20 protein-coding genes and 1 pseudogene are annotated in these 19,085 nt (G+C 64.0%); 20 read left to right on the top strand and 1 reads right to left on the bottom strand.

Features of this window, described 5'->3' with window-relative positions; translation table 11 throughout:
* Positions 1 to 29 precede the first annotated feature (29 nt).
* The 6 genes and pseudogenes from ACFYOW_RS46700 to ACFYOW_RS46675 all read left to right on the top strand — a co-directional run bounded on the left by ACFYOW_RS46700 (position 30) and on the right by ACFYOW_RS46675 (position 4,483).
* Complete coding sequence (locus ACFYOW_RS46700) at positions 30 to 284, top strand: acetyl-CoA carboxylase (RefSeq protein WP_387298150.1); 255 nt, start codon at positions 30 to 32, stop codon at positions 282 to 284.
* A pseudogene (locus tag ACFYOW_RS46695) lies at positions 277 to 600 on the top strand (biotin carboxylase N-terminal domain-containing protein); the annotation flags it as partial. The gene ACFYOW_RS46700 and the pseudogene ACFYOW_RS46695, both read left to right, overlap by 8 nt.
* Before the next feature lie 21 nt (positions 601 to 621).
* On the top strand, positions 622 to 1,698 hold the full coding sequence (locus ACFYOW_RS46690; protein ID WP_387298168.1) for an ATP-grasp domain-containing protein: 1,077 nt from the start codon (positions 622 to 624) through the stop codon (positions 1,696 to 1,698).
* Between the two features lie 47 nt (positions 1,699 to 1,745).
* On the top strand, positions 1,746 to 2,555 hold the full coding sequence (locus tag ACFYOW_RS46685; protein WP_387298147.1) for a 5-oxoprolinase subunit PxpA: 810 nt from the start codon (positions 1,746 to 1,748) through the stop codon (positions 2,553 to 2,555).
* A complete protein-coding gene (locus tag ACFYOW_RS46680) occupies positions 2,552 to 3,526 on the top strand; it encodes a biotin-dependent carboxyltransferase family protein (RefSeq protein ID WP_387298145.1) in 975 nt (324 codons plus the stop codon). The genes ACFYOW_RS46685 and ACFYOW_RS46680 overlap by 4 nt, the downstream gene beginning before the upstream one ends.
* A gap of 87 nt (positions 3,527 to 3,613) precedes the next feature.
* Positions 3,614 to 4,483, top strand: a complete 870-nt coding sequence (locus ACFYOW_RS46675) for an allophanate hydrolase subunit 1 (RefSeq protein WP_387298143.1) — start codon at positions 3,614 to 3,616, stop codon at positions 4,481 to 4,483.
* A gap of 7 nt (positions 4,484 to 4,490) precedes the next feature.
* Here ACFYOW_RS46675 and ACFYOW_RS46670 read toward each other — a convergent pair whose 3' ends face one another.
* Positions 4,491 to 5,177, bottom strand: coding sequence for a GntR family transcriptional regulator (locus ACFYOW_RS46670; protein ID WP_387298141.1), 687 nt, complete (start codon positions 5,175 to 5,177; stop codon positions 4,491 to 4,493).
* Between the two features lie 171 nt (positions 5,178 to 5,348).
* On the opposite strand from ACFYOW_RS46670, the gene ACFYOW_RS46665 reads away from it, so the two are divergent.
* The 14 genes from ACFYOW_RS46665 to ACFYOW_RS46600 all read left to right on the top strand — a co-directional run bounded on the left by ACFYOW_RS46665 (position 5,349) and on the right by ACFYOW_RS46600 (position 19,062).
* The gene (locus ACFYOW_RS46665) at positions 5,349 to 6,104 is read left to right on the top strand and encodes a FadR/GntR family transcriptional regulator (protein WP_387298139.1); all 756 of its coding nucleotides are present in this window, start codon (positions 5,349 to 5,351) and stop codon (positions 6,102 to 6,104) included.
* A 182-nt stretch (positions 6,105 to 6,286) separates the two neighbouring features.
* Positions 6,287 to 6,964, top strand: coding sequence for a hypothetical protein (locus ACFYOW_RS46660; protein WP_387298137.1), 678 nt, complete (start codon positions 6,287 to 6,289; stop codon positions 6,962 to 6,964).
* The gene (locus tag ACFYOW_RS46655) at positions 6,961 to 7,569 is read left to right on the top strand and encodes a hypothetical protein (RefSeq protein ID WP_387298135.1); all 609 of its coding nucleotides are present in this window, start codon (positions 6,961 to 6,963) and stop codon (positions 7,567 to 7,569) included. Before ACFYOW_RS46660 ends, ACFYOW_RS46655 begins: the two co-directional genes overlap by 4 nt.
* A 79-nt stretch (positions 7,570 to 7,648) precedes the next feature.
* Positions 7,649 to 8,473 carry an SDR family NAD(P)-dependent oxidoreductase gene (locus ACFYOW_RS46650; RefSeq protein ID WP_387298133.1) on the top strand — a complete coding sequence of 275 codons (825 nt, stop codon included), beginning with the start codon at positions 7,649 to 7,651 and terminating at the stop codon, positions 8,471 to 8,473.
* Between the two features lie 149 nt (positions 8,474 to 8,622).
* Positions 8,623 to 9,840 (top strand): CaiB/BaiF CoA transferase family protein, encoded by a 1,218-nt coding sequence (locus ACFYOW_RS46645; protein WP_387298131.1) that lies wholly within the window; start codon positions 8,623 to 8,625, stop codon positions 9,838 to 9,840.
* Positions 9,837 to 10,628, top strand: coding sequence for an enoyl-CoA hydratase/isomerase family protein (locus ACFYOW_RS46640; protein ID WP_387298128.1), 792 nt, complete (start codon positions 9,837 to 9,839; stop codon positions 10,626 to 10,628). Before ACFYOW_RS46645 ends, ACFYOW_RS46640 begins: the two co-directional genes overlap by 4 nt.
* On the top strand, positions 10,625 to 11,848 hold the full coding sequence (locus ACFYOW_RS46635; protein WP_387298126.1) for an acyl-CoA dehydrogenase family protein: 1,224 nt from the start codon (positions 10,625 to 10,627) through the stop codon (positions 11,846 to 11,848). The genes ACFYOW_RS46640 and ACFYOW_RS46635 overlap by 4 nt, the downstream gene beginning before the upstream one ends.
* Entirely contained in the window at positions 11,845 to 12,603 is a 759-nt protein-coding gene (locus tag ACFYOW_RS46630) for an SDR family NAD(P)-dependent oxidoreductase (protein ID WP_387298124.1), read from the top strand. Before ACFYOW_RS46635 ends, ACFYOW_RS46630 begins: the two co-directional genes overlap by 4 nt.
* Entirely contained in the window at positions 12,519 to 13,508 is a 990-nt protein-coding gene (locus tag ACFYOW_RS46625; RefSeq protein WP_387298122.1) for a 3-hydroxyacyl-CoA dehydrogenase family protein, read from the top strand. Before ACFYOW_RS46630 ends, ACFYOW_RS46625 begins: the two co-directional genes overlap by 85 nt.
* Positions 13,509 to 13,519: 11 nt before the next feature.
* On the top strand, positions 13,520 to 14,434 hold the full coding sequence (locus tag ACFYOW_RS46620; protein WP_387298120.1) for a 3-hydroxyacyl-CoA dehydrogenase family protein: 915 nt from the start codon (positions 13,520 to 13,522) through the stop codon (positions 14,432 to 14,434).
* 2 nt (positions 14,435 to 14,436) lie between these two features.
* Entirely contained in the window at positions 14,437 to 15,216 is a 780-nt protein-coding gene (locus tag ACFYOW_RS46615) for an enoyl-CoA hydratase-related protein (RefSeq protein ID WP_387298119.1), read from the top strand.
* The gene (locus ACFYOW_RS46610) at positions 15,213 to 16,271 is read left to right on the top strand and encodes an acyl-CoA dehydrogenase family protein (protein WP_387298117.1); all 1,059 of its coding nucleotides are present in this window, start codon (positions 15,213 to 15,215) and stop codon (positions 16,269 to 16,271) included. Before ACFYOW_RS46615 ends, ACFYOW_RS46610 begins: the two co-directional genes overlap by 4 nt.
* Complete coding sequence (locus ACFYOW_RS46605; RefSeq protein ID WP_387298115.1) at positions 16,268 to 17,935, top strand: AMP-binding protein; 1,668 nt, start codon at positions 16,268 to 16,270, stop codon at positions 17,933 to 17,935. Before ACFYOW_RS46610 ends, ACFYOW_RS46605 begins: the two co-directional genes overlap by 4 nt.
* Positions 17,932 to 19,062, top strand: coding sequence for a CaiB/BaiF CoA transferase family protein (locus tag ACFYOW_RS46600; RefSeq protein WP_387298113.1), 1,131 nt, complete (start codon positions 17,932 to 17,934; stop codon positions 19,060 to 19,062). Before ACFYOW_RS46605 ends, ACFYOW_RS46600 begins: the two co-directional genes overlap by 4 nt.
* Positions 19,063 to 19,085 lie beyond the last annotated feature (23 nt).

Genomic DNA, 19,085 nt, shown 5'->3' with positions numbered 1-19,085 from the left:
CGCGTGCGTCAAGATTCGAAAGGTAATTCATGACAGACATCGTGGACGTCGAGTCCCCACTTCCGGGCGTCTTCTTCCGTCGGCCTGCGCGCGACAAGGCACCGTTCGTCGAGATCGGTGACTACGTCACGCCCGGCCAGACATTGGGCTTGGTCGAGATCATGAAGCAGTTCGCTCTGGTGGAGTCGCGGGCAGCCGGGACGGTGGTGGCCATCTGCATCGAGGATGGCGAAAATGTCGAGCCGGGTACGGTGATCTTCAAGATTCGGACTTCTGATGAGTGAGTCGCCAACAATCATCCTCGTTGCCAACCGCGGCGAAATCGCGGTACGCATCATTCGGGCGATTCGTGAGCTCGGCCACGTATCCGCGCTCGTGGTTAGTGATGCCGATCGCGGTTCGCTCGCCTCGCGGTTGGCCGATCGGACGGTGGTGCTGCCTGGAACGGCGCCGAAGGACACCTATCTCAACGGCCACGCCATCATCGGCGCTGCCAAACAGGTCGGCGCGGTCGCGGTTCACCCCGGATACGGATTCCTGTCGGAGCACGCCGACTTCGCTCGTGCAGTCATTGACGAGGGGCTGACCTGGGTCGGGCCGTCGCCCGACCTCATCGCGGCCATGGGTGATAAGGCCACGGCTCTACAGCGAGTTCGTGCTGCCGGCATCCCGACCGTCCCCGGCTCCGATGGCGTGGTAGCGAGCGTGACCGACGCCGTCGCCGTCGCTGAGGCGGTCGGCTACCCAATCGCGATCAAGGCTGCCGCAGGTGGCGGCGGCCGAGGTATCCGCATAGTGGAGACGCCCGAAGAGCTGATCTCGGCGTGGGACGTGACGGCCGCAGAGGCAATCGCCGCCTTCGGCGATGGTCGCCTTTACCTCGAGAAATTCATTCGGCGTGCACGGCACGTCGAGGTACAGGTGTTCGGCGACGGCACACGGTTCGTGCATCTTCACGATCGTGACTGCAGCCTGCAGCGTCGGCACCAAAAGCTCATCGAGGAGTGCCCCGCTCCGAGGATACCGGCGGCCACGCGGTCCGAGCTACACGAGTCGGCGCGTAGGCTCGCCGCCGAGATCCAATACGTAGGTGCTGGCACTGTCGAGTACCTCTATGACCCAGATGCCGACCGGTTCCACTTTATCGAGATGAATACGCGGATCCAGGTCGAGCACGCGATCACAGAGGAACTCCTCGGCGTCGATCTGGTTCAGGAACAGCTGGCCGTGGCATTGGGTGCGCCGATGTCCTTTGAGCAGGAAGCACTGACACTCCGTGGTCACGCTATCGAGCTACGCATCAACGCCGAGAATCCGAGACTGAATTTCTTCCCTTCACCCGGAGTCTTGACGTCGGTGTCGTGGCCAACCGGGCCGGGCGTTCGGATCGACGCAGGTGTGGCTTCCGGCGACACGATCTCCCCGTTCTACGACTCGATGATCGGAAAGATCATCGTGTGGGGAAGCACGCGACACAAAGCGATCAGCAGGGCGCGCCGTGCTCTCGACGAGTTTGCGTTGGAAGGCATCCACAGCACGGCCGCGTTCGTGGGTGCAGCACTATCCGATGAGGCCTTCCTCGCCGCTGAGCATCACACCAAGTATCTCGAGGAAAATCTGGATCTCATCCTGGGGTGTCTGGTTCCGCCGGACGGACAGACGAAAACAGACCTGGCCGGGCGTAGTCAGTGTCGGTGAATAACAAGTTCAATTCTCGCCAGCATGGACGTGGAGGTAATCAGGTAATGAGCGCTCGAGAACGCGGCCAAGTGCAGGCTGTCGACATCAACTGCGACCTGGGTGAGGGGTACGGTAACTGGGAGTTCGGCAATGATCCCAGCCTGATGCCCTTCATCACCACGGCCAACATCGCCTGCGGCTTTCACGGCGGCGATCCTGTCATCATGGGACGCTCCATCGAGCTGGCGCTTCAGAGCAATGTCACCATCGGCGCGCACCCCGGTTTTCCCGATCTTGCGGGGTTCGGTCGCAGGATCATCCCGCTGGACGCCGAGGAAGTGGCGGCGATGATCACCTACCAGATCGGTGCGTTGCAAGGCTTCATGCGCTCACGTGGCCTGGAGCTGAATCACGTCAAGCCGCATGGGGCGCTCTACGGCTATCTTCTGCGAGATCCCGTCATCGGTGCGGCAGCGGCGCGTGCGATCAGCAAAGTGGCACCAGGATGTCTTATCTACTGGCCGGCAGGGGCAGGGGACAGCGCCTATCGCGATGTGCTCGAAAATGCCGGACACAAGTTTGTCGGCGAGATCTACCCCGATCTGCGGTACTCACCTGACGGCGCGCCGATCGTAGAGCGACGCAAGAAGCCTACCGACATCGACTTCGCCAAGGCTCAGGTACGTCGTTGGCTGACGGACTCCATGGTCGAGACGGAGGACGGATCGATGTTTCCCATTGTCGACGGGACGAGTATTTGCCTTCACTCGGACGCACGCAACGCAGTTGAAGTCGCGAAGGCTCTCGCAGACGAGATCGCGTCACTGGGATTCCGGTGCGCGGCTGAGCGGCAGTCGGCCGACACCGCCGCATGATCGAGATCTTGAGCCCGGGCCTGAGTACGACCGTCCAAGACACGCGTGAGCGGCTCGGCTTGGCCGAGTTGGGCATCCACGTCGGTGGAACCCTCGATCACTACTCGGCTACAGCGGCCAATCTGTTGGTGGGCAACGATGTCCAGGACGCAGTCCTCGAGGCCGCGTATGTCGCTCCTTCGTTTGTCGTGCACGCCGACGCGTCGATGGCCGTGACCGGTGGGTCTGTCGATGTAGTCGTCAGTGGCGAGCACTTCGACTCCTGGAGGACAGTTCACCTCCACGTGGGAGATGTCGTCGAGCTGGGGCCGAGCCGTGAGGCTCCGCGCATCTACGTTGCGTTCAGCGGCGGGGTCGATGTGCCGCTCGTCCACGGTTCGCGCTCTACGAACCTGCTCGGTCGCTTCGGCGGTTTCGAGGGTGCGGCACTACGGAAGGGGGACCGGTTGCCGCTAGGCGAGGGTGACAGCAGACCGAGCACACTGATGGTTCGCGACGAGCACCGGTTGGCTGCCCGACGGCGCGTCGCGATTCATGTTGTCCCGGTAGAGCCCGACGACCGACTCTCGCCAGAGAGCTTTCGCGAGTTCTTCTCCGCGGATTGGACAGTGACTCCATCGAGCGACCGGACTGGTGTGAGATTCAGCGGCCCGACCATGACGTGGAGACGGAGGGAACAGCCATTCGGAGCTGGTCCCGACCTATCGAACACCGTCGATGCAGGCTACCCGCTCGGGTCGATACAGATTCCCGGTGGGAGCGGGCCGATCCTTCTGCATCGCGATGGTCCGACGATGGGCGGCTACGCCGTCGTGGGCGTTGTTGCGCGAGCTGACCTCGATCTGGCCGCCCAGCGCATGCCGCAATCCGTGGTGCGTTTCAGCCAGACCACCCGAGATGAGGCACTTGCCATGTGGGATCAGTACCGGAGTGAACTCGCTGCCTTGCCTGAGCTCCTGGTCAACACCTGAATGATTCCATGAGTGCGACTGGACCTCTGATCGGCGATCGGTGGGACAGCGCTGGACTCATCAAACTAGCCTCAGAAGAAAGGCGCCATGAAGATCTACGCTGGCGGTGAGGACCACCTCACATTCGTGTTCGAGGCCGATATGTCGTTGCAGGCCAATCTGCGTGCGATTCGCGTCGGGCGTGCCTTGATCGCGCGACAGGTCCATGGCCTGGTCGAGTGCTATCCCACCAACACGTCACTCATGGTGCGCTTCGACACCGACGTTCATAAGCCAGCCGATGTGGTCGCCATCGTAAACGACGAGATTCACGCCATCGATCGGCTGGAGGCTCCGGCTCTTCGCTCTCGTGTGATCGGCATTCCGACATGGTTCGATGATCCGGTCACTCGGGAGTGCCAAGAGCGGTTCGCCTCGTTCCGCCAGGATTCGGCGATTGATGACCTGACCTATTGCGCCCGCGTCAATGGCTTGTCCGCCAAGGAGGAGATGATCGACCGCTTCGCCGGGGCGCCGTGGATCGTGTCAGCTTCGGGCTTCTACCCAGGGTGCTTCGAGAGCTTTCAGTTGGTGGATCCGAGCCGTCAGCTCACGACGCCCAAATACGTTTCGCCGAGGCTTCATACGCCGGAACGGACTGTGGGGCAGGCCGGTTGCTTCGCAGGGATCTACCCCTACGCGAGTGCTGGGGGTTATCAGATGCTCGGCCGTGCGGCCGGACCCATTTACCAGCCGGACGGCGAGCTCGCCGACTTCAGCGCGGGACCCACTCTGCTGAAGGCCGGAGACATCATCGTCTTCCAGCCGATCGACGAGCAGACGTTCACTGCGTTGGAGGATGACGTCGAACGCGGCACGTTCCGCTACCGCATCGCGCAGGTCGAGCTCTCGCTCCTTGACATGCAGACGGATCCGACCGATGTCTCCGCACGCATCCGAAAAGCGCTGGACGACTGACAAGCCGTCACACCTCGCCGGGGACGACTGGACTCTCTCCTGCAAGCGACCTGCGCACGTCTTCTCGTCCCGTCATGACGGCTTCGGCGATGATCTTCTCTGCACGGTCGACATCCCCGCTAGTGATGGCGTGGTAGATCTGAAGGTGCTCACGCTTCAGCGATGCTCTATCTCGCGGCTCGGCGGTGTCGTAGGCGACCTTGAAGCAGTACCCCAGCGCCTCGAGGACTTTCTCGTAGTACCTGTCGAGATGAGTACTGCCCAGGAGCCCGACGATCGCGCCATGGAATGCCAGGTCTTTCTCGACGATCGTCTGGGTATCGCTCATGGTGTACGCAGCCAACAGATCATCGAGTGCGGATTTGAGGGTCGAAAAGTCGGTAGCGGGGGAGACCGAGCGGGCGGCGGCCGTCTCGAGATGGTAGCGAGCGATGTAGAGATCCATGATCTCTTTCTCCGTCGGCTGCCACACCACCCAACCTTTGTTGGGTGTGTGCCGAGCGAAGCCAGCGGACTCCAATGAGATGAGTGCGCTTCGCACCGTATTGCGCGACACCTCCAGATCTCGGGCGAGCAGGCTCTCCTTGATCCGTTCGCCCGCGCGCAAGCGACCGTCGAGAATCATCGTGTGGAGAGTGTTGGCGACCTGAGCCACCACTGGGTGGGACGCGGCTCCGAGGGCATCAGATGACATCCCTGTAAGTATAGTGTGTCGGCCTCAACTCGCGTGTGACTGTCCGGCAGTTGGCTAAGTGTCTGGAGCGTAGAATATGACATCCAGTCTGTTGTCCGACATCCTTCAGTCCATCGAAGTTGTTGCCACTCCGTCCATGCGCCGTGGCGATGTGTCCAACTAGGAGGATCGATGAACAATGAATCTGCTGTGGAATCGCCGGACGGACGCTCGGACACGCCGCGTCGTATCGGGCGCAAAGTGCTGCGAGCGCGCGAGCAGGTGGAGGACGTTCTCCGCGCAGCGATTCTGGCCGGTGAGATTCGCAGTGGGGAGCGGCTGCCCTCGGAGGCGGAACTGGCGAGGCAATTCGATGTGAGTCGAAACACCGTTCGTGAAGCCCTGCACGCGCTTGCGACGCAGAACCTGATCTACAAGGTCCCGGGCGCCGGCGGCGGCAGTTTCGTGCGGTCGGTGGATCATGAGTCCTTGGGTGACAGGGTCTCTGATGCAATGCAGAGCCTGCTGGCTCTCGGCCGCATTCAGTTCGAGGAAGTGGCCATGGTGCGGCAGCATCTCGAGGTGCCTGCCGTGAGGGCAGCAGCCGAGCATCGGACCGCCGAGGACCTCGAGCGGCTCCACGCCATCGTGCGGGAGCAGATGAGCGTCTCGGTCGATGATCCTGTCGTCTCCCTGCTCGATGCGCAGTTCCATGTGGCGATCGCGACGGCCTCACGCAACCGGGTTCTTTCGGCGCTTGTCGCCGCGCTTCACCGGCAGACCGAACCGGTGCGTTATTTGGATCTGTCGCCTGAGGTCGGACAGGTTACAGTGCGTCAACATCTAGCCATACTGGTGGCCATCGAGCAGGGTGACCCGAATGCCGCCGAGCGGGCCATCATCGAGCATCTGTCGTACCTGAGAGAGCACCTTCTCGCGCACGACTAGAGCCCAAAGGGGAAGGATCCTTCAGCTGGGTGCGTCGATCGCCTTCGCGGCTCTGGAGCAGATTCTGTGATGCCACGAACTCGCATCTGATCGTTCACCCTTGCCTATAGTCGGGCGGTTAAAATGTTGGACATATACGCACTTGTCCAATACTATTAAGTCTCCGACGCAAAGGAGGCCTAATGGGCGACATTCGGGCAACTGCCGCCTTGATGGCGGTGCTCGAGTTCACTTCCGTTGACCGCGAGGAGTTCGATGCGTGGTACGACACCGAACACCTCCCCGAACGACTCCGTGTTCCCGGCATCCTCTCGGCGCAGCGTTGGCTCGCTTCAGGCGTATCGGACACCTCGGTGGCGTTCTACGACCTGAGCGGCCTCGACGTACTCACGGCACCTGAGTATCGGAAGATTTCTGGCGAGGCCCTCTCTCCGTGGTCCCAGCGGATTGTCGGCAAATGCGACTCCTTCCGCTACTACGAGGCCCGGCAGTTGACGTCCGACGAGGAGCCCTCGCCGGCCGGCGCGAAAGGTTTCTACGTCGTCGGTATGAATGTCGAGGACTCGTTCGAGGCGGAGTTCAATGCGTGGTACGACGAAGAACATCTGCCACGCTTGGGCGCACTACCCGGTGTTGTGCGTGCACGGAGATATGAGGCGGTCCAAGGTCCACACCAGTACTTCGCCGTCTATCACCTCGACGATCCGAGCCTCGTGGGGTCGCTGGCATGGCTGGAAGCTGCCGAGACTGCGTGGACGCACCGAGTGCGTACACGGACGTTCGATCGTTTCAAATTGGTCTGTCATCCGTTCGGTGCGTTTGAACCGGATGAGGCGTTCGTCGGTGGAGGTATGCAGTGACCACGCTATACACGGTGCAGTGCAACTTTAATCGGCCTGACCTCGAAGCCGAGTGGAACGACTGGTACAACGGCCCTAAGACGGCGCACATGCTGGCCAAGCCCCTCTTTCTCCGGGCACAGCGATTTGAGGCCTACTCCTTCGACACCGACGTCAAGTACCTCGCGATGTGGGAGCTGGAGTCAGCTGCGGCGCTGGAGAGTCCCGAGTACAAGGCGACCTGGGGATGGGATCGGTGGCAACCGATGATCGACGACTGGGTTCGTGATCTCAGCGCCTCCTGCGACCCGTCCGGGCGGGTGCCGTTCATCGAGGGCGTGAGCAGTGCTGTCTACGTGCACCTCGCCTGGTTCGACGATGGTGTGGACAGGACGCGTCTCCAAGCGCTCGCTGCGCGCGGCGTCGAGACCTCGTCGTGGTGGTGGGGATCGTGTCGAGGACTTGACAACTCGGCTCGCACGATCGCGGTGACCGGTATCGGGTCCGAAGCAGACGTTCCGAGTGAGCCCATTTTCGGGCCCTCTGCTCGCAGGGAGACGGTCTACCGGTCTATCTCGGCGCTGGCCCACGCCCACGCTGACGTCGCGGACAGCGGGCGCGGCTGATGTACGGCTCACTGGACCGACATGGAGATAGGAGCACAATGTGGAATCACAGCCGTGGCAACAGAATGCAGGATCCAGGATGGTGAACCCTGCGCAGGCGGCTTCGACCAGCCAGTTGGCGGGTCGACATGCTCTCGTCACAGGTGGTGGCGGTGGTCTGGGCTCGGTGATGGCGTTCACGCTGGCGCGGGACGGTGCCAGCGTCGTTGTCGCAGACAAGGATATCGATAGGGCCGATCAGGTCGCTCAGGTGATTCGGGAGCATGGCTACAGTGCGACGGCGATCGAGCTGGATGTCACCAGCGAGTCATCGTGGCTCGGGCTCGTGTCGACCTCTGAGGTCGGGTGCATCGACATTCTGGTCAACGCAGCCGGGGCCATCGCTCGTGACACGCTCGAGTCGGTGACCGAGGAGTCGTGGGCGAAGGTGATGTCGGTCAACGTCCTTGGCGCAACTCTTGGCATGAAGTCATGCGCGCCGGGAATGCGTCAGGCGGGGCGCGGAGCCATCGTGAACATTGGTTCGACCGCCGCGTTGCAAGCGCATTCGGATCCGGTGTACTGCGCCAGCAAGTGGGCGATCCGCGGGCTCTCCAAGGCGGCAGCCATCGAGCTGGCCCCGTGGGGCGTCCGAGTCAACTGTGTCCATCCTGGCCTCATTCCGACCGAACTCACCAGCAATGCCGCACCGAATTATGTCGTCGCCGCGTTGAGTTCGACACCGCTCGGTCGGCTCGCTGACGCCGAAGGCGTGGCTGACGCCGTAGTTTTCTTGGCGCGCGACAGCGCGATCACCGGCATAGACCTCGAGGTCGATGGTGGCTACACCGTCGGTGGTGCAGCTTGGGCCAGGAAAATGCACGCGAAGGAGTCTCGGGAACTCCGCGACGCTGATCAGGTTTGAATTAGCGTCAATTTGTAGGACATTATGATTAATGCGATGCAACGGAATGTTCAACCTTCGGCATCCGAACATTCCGTGGGACTGGAACTCAGGGATCGCCCGGAAGCAATGCAGCGTCGCAATCACTCAGGCAACTTGGAGTCAGTCTTATGTCAGGTCCCGCAGGGCCACTTGCCGGAATCCAAGTGGTCGACATGACCACGTCGTACGCAGGACCGACCGCTTCGATGTATCTGGCAGACCTCGGCGCGACGGTGATCAAGGTCGAACGCCCCCGATCCGGGGACGACGCCCGTCGTTGGGGTCCTCCTTTCAAGGGCGAGGCGTCTGCCTGGTTCGCCTCGGCCAACCGCAACAAGAAATCGGTTGTCCTGGATCTAGGCGACGAACGAGGTCGCGACGCACTTGCCCGGCTACTCGACACCTCCGACGTTTTCCTACAGAACGTGAACCCGGCCAAGCTCGTACGGTTGGGCATCGACGGCAAGAGGTTGCAGGCCCGTAACCCGCGCCTGATCTACTGTGCTCTCTCGGGCTACGGTCTCGACGGCCCCGACAGCGATCTTCCCGGCTACGACTTGGTCGCCCAGGCTCGCTCCGGCCTGATGTCCGTGACTGGCGCCAAAGGTGGCGCGCCGCAGCGGGTCTCCACGGCGCTTTCGGACATCGCCACAGGAATGGCCGCGGCGATAGCCATCAGCGCGGCGCTGGTCCGGCAGCAGGCGAGTGGGCAGGGCGACATCCTCGATGTGTCTCTGCTCGACACCGATCTTGCCTTGATGGCACCGCGTCTCGCGGCCTACCATGCCGGCGAGCCGGAACCCGCCCCGAGCGGCGGGACCGACTCGGTGCTTGCCGTCTATCAGGCGTTCTCCGCCGCCGACCGCACCATCGTGATCGCGATCGGAAATGACCCCATGTGGCTGCGCTTCTGCTCGGCTGTCGGCCTACCCGAGCTTGCCGCGGATCCGGAGCTGCGCGACAACGCCGGTCGCAGAGCGCACCGTGATCGGGTGACCGAGGCAATCGCGGCATGTATCGCTTCTCGGCCTGCTGCCGATTGGATGCGGGTGTTCGCCGAGGCCGACGTTCCAGCCGCACTGGTGCAGTCGCTCTCGGAGGTCGTCGCCGACTCGCAGGTAGCGGCGCGGGGGTCGCTGCTGCCCGTCCCCGACTCCGCGGGCGAGCTCGTCACTGTCAGGAGCCCGTTCCGACTCGCCTCGGTCGAGGTACGTAACGAGCGGTTCCCGGAGCTGGGCGCGGACACTCACGAGGTGTTATCAGAGCTGGGGTACTCCGGCGAGGAGCTGGCTGACCTGGTAGGCCAGGCCGGTGTCCTGGACTGTCAGAAAGGCAGGGTCTCATGACCGACATCCTGACCGACGTCACCGATGCGGTGTGCACTGTGACGATCAATCGACCCGCGGCACACAACGCGTTGAACCGGGAAGTCCTGGCCGGTCTGTCGGCAGCGATCGAGGAGGCCGACACGACTCCCGGGATCCGCGCCGTGGTCATCACTGCCAGTGGTGCCAAGGCATTCAGTGCCGGCGCAGATCTCAAGGAGCTCGCTGAGATGAGCGCGGATGAGGCCTACGAGATGATGCGTGGCGGGCAGCGGGTGATGGAGCGGATCGCCCGAGCCGAGACTCCGGTGATCGCGGCCGTCAATGGGCTCGCGCTGGGTGGCGGTTTCGAGCTGGCGTTGGCAGCCACGTTCCCAGTGCTCTCAGAGCGGGCGTCGTTGGGGCTTCCCGAGTCGAGGCTGGGACTGATTCCTGGCTACGGGGGGACGCAGCGACTCCCTCGTGCCGTCGGCTCCAGAGTCGCTGCCTATCTGATGCTCACCGGGTCGCGGCTGGACGCTGACCGTGCCTACCAGCTGGGGCTCACGCCCGTGCATCCGGTCGCGCCTGAGCGATTGCTCGACAGCACGCGCGAGCTGGCGAGGGCGATCGCCGGCAAGGGCCCCGCAGCGACCCGTTCGATTCTGCACGCCATGACCGTTGGTATTGATGCTCCGATCGCTGCCGGGCTGGGTGTCGAGACCGGCCTGGCGGCACTGGCAATCGCAGGTAGGGAGTCTACGGAAGGCATCGCCGCGTTCCTCGAGCGGAGGCCGGCCATGTTCTCGGACGGGGACGAGGTTACATGAACCTCGAACCTCTCGATATGGATGTCGACCCTCATGCCTATCTTGCGCTCCACCAGCTGCTCGACGAGCCGACGGCCGACTCGGCGCTCAGCAGCCGTGAGCTGGAGATCCGGGCCCAAGTCCGTGACGTGGTCGCTTGGAAGGTAGCTCCAAGGGCGAGCGAACTCGACGTGACCGGCGCGTTTGCCCACGAGAGTCTGCAGGCGCTCGCCAGCTCGGGACTGTGCAGGCTCATCTTTCCGGAGTCTCTCGGTGGCACTGCTGACACCAACGTCGCGTACGCCGTCGCCATGGAGGAGATCACCGCAGGGTGCGCAGCAACGAGCCTGGTCTTCATGACGCAGATGCATGCGGCCTATCCGATCCTGCTTGCGGGAACCGCAGAGCTGCAGGAGCGCTATATTCCCGGTCTTCTCGACGGCACCAGTTACGGCTCGCTGGGCATCACCGAGCCGGGCGCCGGCTCCGACGTCTCGAGCCTGATCACGACCGCCACGCCCACGGCGGACGGCTGGACGCTGAGCGGTCAGAAGACGTTCATCACGACGGGTGACCGCGCCGAGGTGATCATCTGCTTCGCCAGGACCGACCGCTCCTTGGGCCGACGAGGCATCACTGCCTTCGTCGTGGAGGGCAGCTGGAAGGGGGTGGGACGCGGCAAGCCTTTCCAGAAGATGGGGATGCATGGATCGAGTACCGCAGAGCTCTTCTTCGACCAGGTGGAGATCCCGCGGAACAATCTTCTGGGTGAGGAAGGCGGCGGCTGGTCCGTCGTCATGAGAGCGGTGGTGAAGTCACGGATCAGTGCAGCCGCTCAGGGAGTGGGGCTCGCGCGTGCTGCCTACGCACGGGCCGTGTCCGCGCTGCGTCGACTGCACGGTGACCGGTTGCCGGACGAGTCCACGTTCGCACTTGCTGATCTCCGCAGCCGGATACTGCAAGGCAGGCTCCTGCTCCACGCGACGGCGCGCCGGGTGGATTTGGACCCGTACGTGTCACCCGGCCAGATCGGGATGATGAAGCAGGCTTGTACCGATCTTGGTTTCGAGGCGTCCATCGAGGCCACCCGCATCCTCGGTCCGTACGGCGATCTCACGGTCTTCGGTGTAGAACGCTGTCTACGCGACGCGAAGGTGACCCAGATCTACGACGGCACCAACGAGGTTCAGCGGCTTCTGGTCGGCCGAGAGACCACCCGCGCATGGAAGGAACAGCGATGACTCATCAGACGCTCGAAGGTCGGGTCGCCATCGTCACCGGTGCCGGGCGCGGGCTCGGCCGCTCGATGGCGACGGCGCTCGCCGCCGCCGGAGCCTCGGTGACCGTCGCTGCGCGGACCAGCCGTGAGCTCGACACCTTCGTTGCCGAGACGGAGGCCAATGGCGGCCGAGCACTGGCTTGCCTGACCGATATCACCGACGAGGCGGCGGTAGAGCATATGGTGGCGGCTACTGTAGAGACCTTCGGACGAGTGGACATTCTGGTCAACAACTCCGGAATTGTTGCATCGACCCCGCTCGTCGACCAGTCGGCAGATGAGTGGGACCGGGTGATCGCCACGAACCTGCGAGGGACCTACCTGGCTACCCGGGCGGCCGGGCGGCACCTGCTGGCCCAAGGGTCTGGCAAGGTCATCAACATCGCGTCCAACTTCGCCCTCAAGGGCGTGGCCAACCATGCGGCGTACTCCGCTTCCAAGGCCGCAGTGATCGGCTTCACCCGATCGATGGCCATCGAGTGGTCACGAGCCGGCATCCAGGTCAACGCGATCGCCCCGGGGTACTTCGCCACGCCTCTCAACGCTGAGCTACGCGAGGACGAGGCGACCGTGGCCAAGATCGTCCGCGCCATCCCGGCGCGCCGGATGGGCGACCCCGGCGAGCTGAAGCCGTGGCTTCTGCTCCTCGCCAGCAGCGCTTCCGACTTCATGACCGGCGAGGTCATCGTCGTCGACGGCGGCCAAAGCGTCCGCTGACCATGCATAGATTAACAGGAGACATCGTGAGCCATGAACGCAAGACGGTCGCCGTCCTCGGCGCCGGGACCATGGGGTCCGGGATCGCCGTCGTGATGGCGCGAGCAGAGCACCGGACGATCCTCTTCGACCTCGACGAGACCAACCTCCAGCGCGGTATCGACACCGTGCACGGCTTCTTCGACAAGGGAGTTGAACTAGGCAAGCTGACTGCCGCGCAGGCGAACGCTGCCAAGGAATCCATCACCGGGACAACCGATCTCACCGACGTTGCGCCATCCGATGTCGTGGTCGAGGCAGTCTACGAAGATCTCTCTGTCAAGAAGGAGATCTTCGGCCGCCTGGACGGCATTGTCGCCCACGAGACGCTGATCCACACCAATACCTCGACGCTGTCCGTGACCGGAATCGCGTCCGGCTCGAGACATCCCGAGCGAGTCGTGGGTACTCACTACTGCAACCCCGCCCCGCTGATGAAGCTGGTCGAGGTTGCTGACGGACGACACACCGCAGCCTGGGCCCACAAGGCCACCATCGACCTCCTCAGGTCCGTCGGGAAGACCTGCGTCGTGACCAAGGACCGCCCGGGATTCATCGTCAACAGGTTCCTCATCCCCTGGGAGAACTCCTGTATCCATGCACTCGAGGCTGGGTTGGGCACGAAGGAATCGATCGACGCCGCCGTCCTGGGGACGCTGGGGCACCCCATGGGACCATTCCGGCTTCTCGACATCGTCGGCATGGATATCCATCAGCAGGTTGCCACCCGGCTGTACGAGCAGCTCCGCGACCCTCGCTTCTTCCCGCCGCCCATGGTCGAACGGATGGTCGCCGCCGGCGATCTCGGACGCAAGACCGGCCGCGGTTTCTACGAGTACGACGACACTCGCCTGTTTGGATCTTGAGGGAGACGACGATGACTACGACGCCCACCGACTTCCGCAGTGTCGGTGTTCTCGGTTTCGGCACGATGGGGGCCGGTATAGCTCAGGTGCTCGCAGCGACGGGACGAACGGTAACCGTTCTCGAGGCCGGACAAGCCCAGATCGCCGCCGGCCTCATCCAGGTCGGCGAGTTCCTCGACGACGGCGTTGGCCGCCGCAAGGTGACCGAGGCAGACCGCGCCGAGATCATGGACCGGATCCGGGGCACGGTTTCCGTCGACGATCTCGCCATGGTCGACCTGGTGCTCGAATCCGTTCCGGAGGACCTCGACATCAAACGGGCAGCGCTGGCGGAGGTCGCCGCGGTGGTCGGCCAAGACGTGCCGCTGCTGACCACCACCTCGGCGCAGTCGATCACCGAGCTTGCCGCGGGCCTGCCGGAGCCCAGCCGGATCGCCGGCCTGCACTTCTTCAATCCAGTCCCGCTCATGCGGACCGTCGAGGTGGTGGCGGGATTGCAGACCTCCGAGGATTTGATGGACAGACTCGTCGCGTTCGTCGAGACGCTCGAGGACAAGGTTCCGGTGGTGGTCAAAGATCGCCCTGGTTTCCTCGTCAATGCGCTGCTTCTGCCCTACCTCAACGACGTCATCCAGGAGTATGACGACGAGCTCGCCACCGCCGAGGATATCGACGTCGCCCTGCAGCTCGGACTCGGCTACGAGATCGGTCCGCTGGCCATGCTGGACATGATCGGGCTCGACGTCCACCTGCGCCTCACTGAGGCAGTGTACGCCACGACCCTCGATAGTCGCTTCGCAGCCCCGCCTCTGCTGCGCCAGATGGTGGCCGCAGGCCGACTCGGCAACAAGGGCGGCGGTGGATTCCGCACCGGCACATCGGCTGCGGAGTCCGCCCAGCCCACCACCACCGATGACAGGACATAGGCATGACGGCGTACGAAGATATCCGCACCGGCACGGATGGTCCGGTTCTCACAGTCACGATCAACCGCCCCGACAAAGGGAACAAGTTCCGCCACCGGACGTGCCTCGAGCTCATGGATGCGTTGCAGCGATTTCGCCTCGACCCGGAGCTTCGCGCTGCGGTGCTGACCGGGGCGGGTGAGAAGTTCTTCTGCATCGGCGGCGAGCACGACCCGGTCACCTCACTGGACCAGTCTCAGGTGCTGCCGATCATCGACGTCTACCAGGCGATCGACACCGTCGCCAAGCCCATCATCGCCGCCATAAACGGATTCGCCGTCGGCGGTGGCAATGTCCTGCACACGGTCTGCGACCTGTCGGTTGCCTCGGAGAACGCAGTCTTCCGGCAGGTCGGCCCGATGGTCGGCAGCTTCGATGCTGGATACGGCACCTGGTACCTCGAGGACACCATCGGACGGAAGCGGGCGAAGGAGATGTGGTACCTCAACAAGAAATACACGGCCGACCAGGCTCTCGCGATGGGGCTGGTCAACGAGGTCGTACCAGTCGGCCGAGCGCTGGAACGGGCTGGCGAGATCGCCAAGGAGATCAGTACCCGCAGTCCTCTCGCGATCGGCGGTCTCAAGGGTGCGTTCTCGGGTCGGCACAATGGCGTTTCCGGGCAGGCCCGCATGGCTCATGACCAGCAGCTTTCGCTCTACCTGCAGACCCGGGAGGCCCATGAAGTGAACCAAGCCTTCGGTGAGCGTCGCGAACCCGACCCCAAGAGCTTCTGGCAGTGAGCCGGCATGATTACACGCTGTCGGAGGAACAACGCGACCTCCGGCAGATGTTGGCATCACTGGCCACGGATCGTGATGTCATTCTCTCCGATGAGTTGCCCGATCACGTTACTTTCCTGGCCGGCGAACTCGCCCAGCTCGGAGTTTGGACCATGGGAGCCAGCGCCGATGTCGGGGGCGGCGGGGCCGACGCCGCCACTGTCGCAGTCGCGCTCGAGCAGGTCGGCAGACATTGGCCGGCGCTGGGCTGGGCAGCCGCCCAGGCGCACGCCGCCATCGACGTCCTGGCACGTGCAGACCGATGTGCCGAGATTCGAGACCTGATCCACACCCGAGCTGCTGGCATAGCAGTGGTCGATGCGGCGTCCGAATCGATCAGGCTGGGCTGGAAACGCGATCGGCTGGTTGGCTCGGTCGCGCGGGTCGACGCCGCGCACGCCGCGCCGTATCTGCTGGTCCTGTCCGGTGACCACGATGCCGTGCTGGTTGCACCCGAGACGATCACAGCCACACCAGTACGACGTACTGGGCTCGGCGGTGCGCTCACCCGTTCGCTGAGGGTCGACGCCAGCGCCGAATTGGTGTGGCAGCTGCACGGCGTGGTCGCCAGCGCTGCGCGGCGGCGACTCCATCTCGGCGCTGCCGCCATCGCAGTCGGCATCGCTGGGGCTGCTGCCGAAGACGCCCATGCTTACGCGTCTGGTCGTTACCAGTTCGGTGATGCGCTTACGGCGATCCCGACCGTCCAGGCGTCGCTGTTCGAGCAGACGAGCCGGACAGCAGTGCTGGACCTGGCCGTGCGTGCAGCCGGTGCGGACGACCTGTCTGCGGTCGCAGTGGCCCGCAGCGCCTGCGCTGCCGCCATCGAGATCTGCGCGGCGGCACTCCAATCCTATGGAGGCTACGGCTATCTCGCCGAGTACCCCGCCGAACGCAGGCTGCGTGACGCAGTCTCGCTGCGCGCGGCAGCTGATGTCGAGGGCAGTGCTGTCCGCGCTGCTCGAGCTTTCGTAGGTCTTCCGTCAGAGTCCCGCATCACCAAGGAGGCACCGTGACAGACGTGCAGGGCACACGCCCGCTTGTTGAGGTCCTGGGCGGCCAGTTCACTCCTACCGATGATGCCACGGCGGCTCGCTGGCGCGATGAGGGGTGGTGGGAGCAGCGTTCGATCCGCTCGCTGCTGACCGACGCCGCGGCGGCCCATCCCGATCGGATCGCGCTCGTGGGGCGCCGTGGGGAGGGCGGCCGAGTCACGCGGACATATGCGGAGTTCGACGCGGGTGCCAACCAGGCGGCCAGCATCCTCGCCTCGCTCGGGGTGGGGGCAGGCGATGCTGTCGCCGTCATGCTGCCGAACTGGGTCGAGTATCCCGAGATCGTTTTCGGCATCAACGAGGTCGGCGCCGTCTACGTGGGCATCCCGGTTGCACATGGTGAGCGCCAGGCCGCTGCCGTGTTGCGCAGGAGCAGGGCGAAGGTCCTGGTGATCCCGAGGCGCTGGCGTCGGGACGAGCATCTCGATCTCTCTCGTCGAGTACGTGCCGAGCTCCCGGTGCTCGAGCACGTCGTAGTCCTCGATGACGACGCGTCCGATCTGCGCGACGGGGAGTCGCTGTGGCGGGACCATGAGGGGGTCCCGCTGCGGCGCTTTCCCGAACCGGAACCCGATGGACTCTGCTATCTCGGCTTCACATCGGGCACGACCGGCGAGCCCAAGGGCGCCATGCACAGCCACAATACCTTGATCTACTCGGCTCGGCGACAGGCCGAGCACGTCGGATCCGACGTCTACGGGCGCCCGATGGTTCAGCTCGTCGCCTCCCCTGTGGGCCATCACACCGGCTTCATCTGGGGCATCGTGTTCACGACGCTGCTGGCTGGTACGGGGGTTCACGTCGACCGGTGGGATCCCACGTGGGGAGCCGATGTCATCCGCGAGGAGGGGGTGACGACCTTCTTCGGTGCGCCGACTTTTCTGCAGGACATGATGCGGACTGACCTGGTGGGCGACCCGGCCTGCCCTCTCACTTGTCTGGTCGTCGCGGGTGCGCCAGTGCCGCGTAGCTTGCCCGCCCAGGCGGGCGAGGCGCTCGGTGCCTATGTGGCACCGGCGTGGGGCATGACCGAGTGCAGCATCATCATTTCGTGTACGCCGGCTGACCCGGACGCGGTCCAACGCACCGATGGATCGGTTTTCGCCGGTTCTGCGGTCAAGGTCGTCGGCGCCGGTGGCACCGAGCTGGCACCGGGTGAGGTGGGTGACCTTCTCGTGCGTGGCCCCGCAGTTGCCTATGGCTACTTCGATCGACGAGACGCCACCGAAAAGGCGTACCTTCCGGGGCTGTGGTTCGACACGGGGGACCGCGCCAGTATCGATGAGCACGGCTGGGTGTCGCTGGCCGGTCGAACGAAGGACATCATCATCCGAGGCGGGGAGAACATCCCCGTGACAGAAGTCGAGTCGGCCATCTTCGACCACCCCGATGTCCTCAACGCGGCTGTCATCGGGATCGAGGACGCGCGTCTTGGCGAACGCATCTGCGCCGTACTCGTCATCAAAGACGGTCGACCGGAGCCGACCGTGGACTCGCTGGGTGAGTTCCTGGTCGGTCAGGGGCTGTCCAAACACTACCTGCCGGAGAGGGTGGCATGTCTGCGAGAGCTGCCGATGACACCGAGCGGCAAGATTCAGAAGTTCAAGTTGCGGGAGCTGATGTGACGACCGAGCAATTGCCCCTCAGCGGGGTGCGGGTGCTTGATCTGTCCACCTTGCTGCCAGGACCCATGGCGACGCTGTTCCTGGCTGAGGCCGGTGCGGACGTGGTGAAGCTGGAACGGCCCGGACGCGGCGACGAGATGCGCAGCTATGAGCCACGCTTCGGCGAGGCGAGCGCCAACTATGCCATTCTCAATCGCCACAAGCGCGCGTTCGCCGTGGATCTCAAGGATCCCGCCCAGCGGGACCGGGCGCTCGAGCTGGCAGCCGAGGCCGACGTCGTCGTCGAACAGTTCCGGCCGGGCGTGGCCGACCGGCTCGGGCTCGGATATGACGCCGTTTCCACGGCGAATCCTCGCGTCGTCTACTGCTCGATAAATGGCTACGGGTCCAGCGGACCCTATGCGGCCCGTGCCGGGCACGACCTCAACTACCTTGCTGAGTCTGCCCTGCTGGGGGTCGCCGTCGATCGCACAGGATCGCCGACGTTGCCCGTCAGCGTGCTTGCCGACATAGCTGCAGGGGCTTATCCAGCGGTGGTCAACATCCTCCTCGCCCTCCGTCAGGTGGAGGCGACCGGCCAAGGTGCGCATGTCGAGGTGGCGATGACACGCAACCTGCAGGTGCTCGGCTACGGCTACTTCGCGGCCCACCAGGTCGACGGGACCTGGCCGACGCCAGGAGCCGAACTGCTCACGGGGGGCAGTCCGCGGTACCAGATATATCCGACCGCGGACGGTCGGCACGTCGCTTGCGCGGCGCTGGAAGACAAGTTCTGGCGGCGGCTCACCGAGATCGTCGGCCTTGACGAGGAACTCGTCGACGATGCTGAACAGGAACAGCGAGTGATCGCCGCGCTCACCGAGATCTTCTCGGCTCGCCCCTCCGACCATTGGCGGAAATTGCTGTCATCCGAGGACGTCTGCACCTCCGTCGTTGCCACATGGGAGGAGTCGGTCGCTGCCGGGTTTGCCCAGGTCGACGGCCTTGATCGGGTCTCGCCTCCCAGAACTCCCGATCGGTCCTTCGCCACACTTCCCAGCCCGCTCTCGCCCGCCCTCCGGCGTGCCCCGGCCGTCGTGAGATATCCCGAGCTGGCCGACCTGCCCGATGTCTCACTCTGGGCCTGATCGACGTTTCGAGAAGGAGTTAT

The organism is Nocardia sp. NPDC006982 (assembly GCF_042869435.1).
GTDB lineage: Bacteria > Actinomycetota > Actinomycetes > Mycobacteriales > Mycobacteriaceae > Nocardia.
This window is presented reverse-complemented; position numbering and strand designations above follow the sequence as displayed.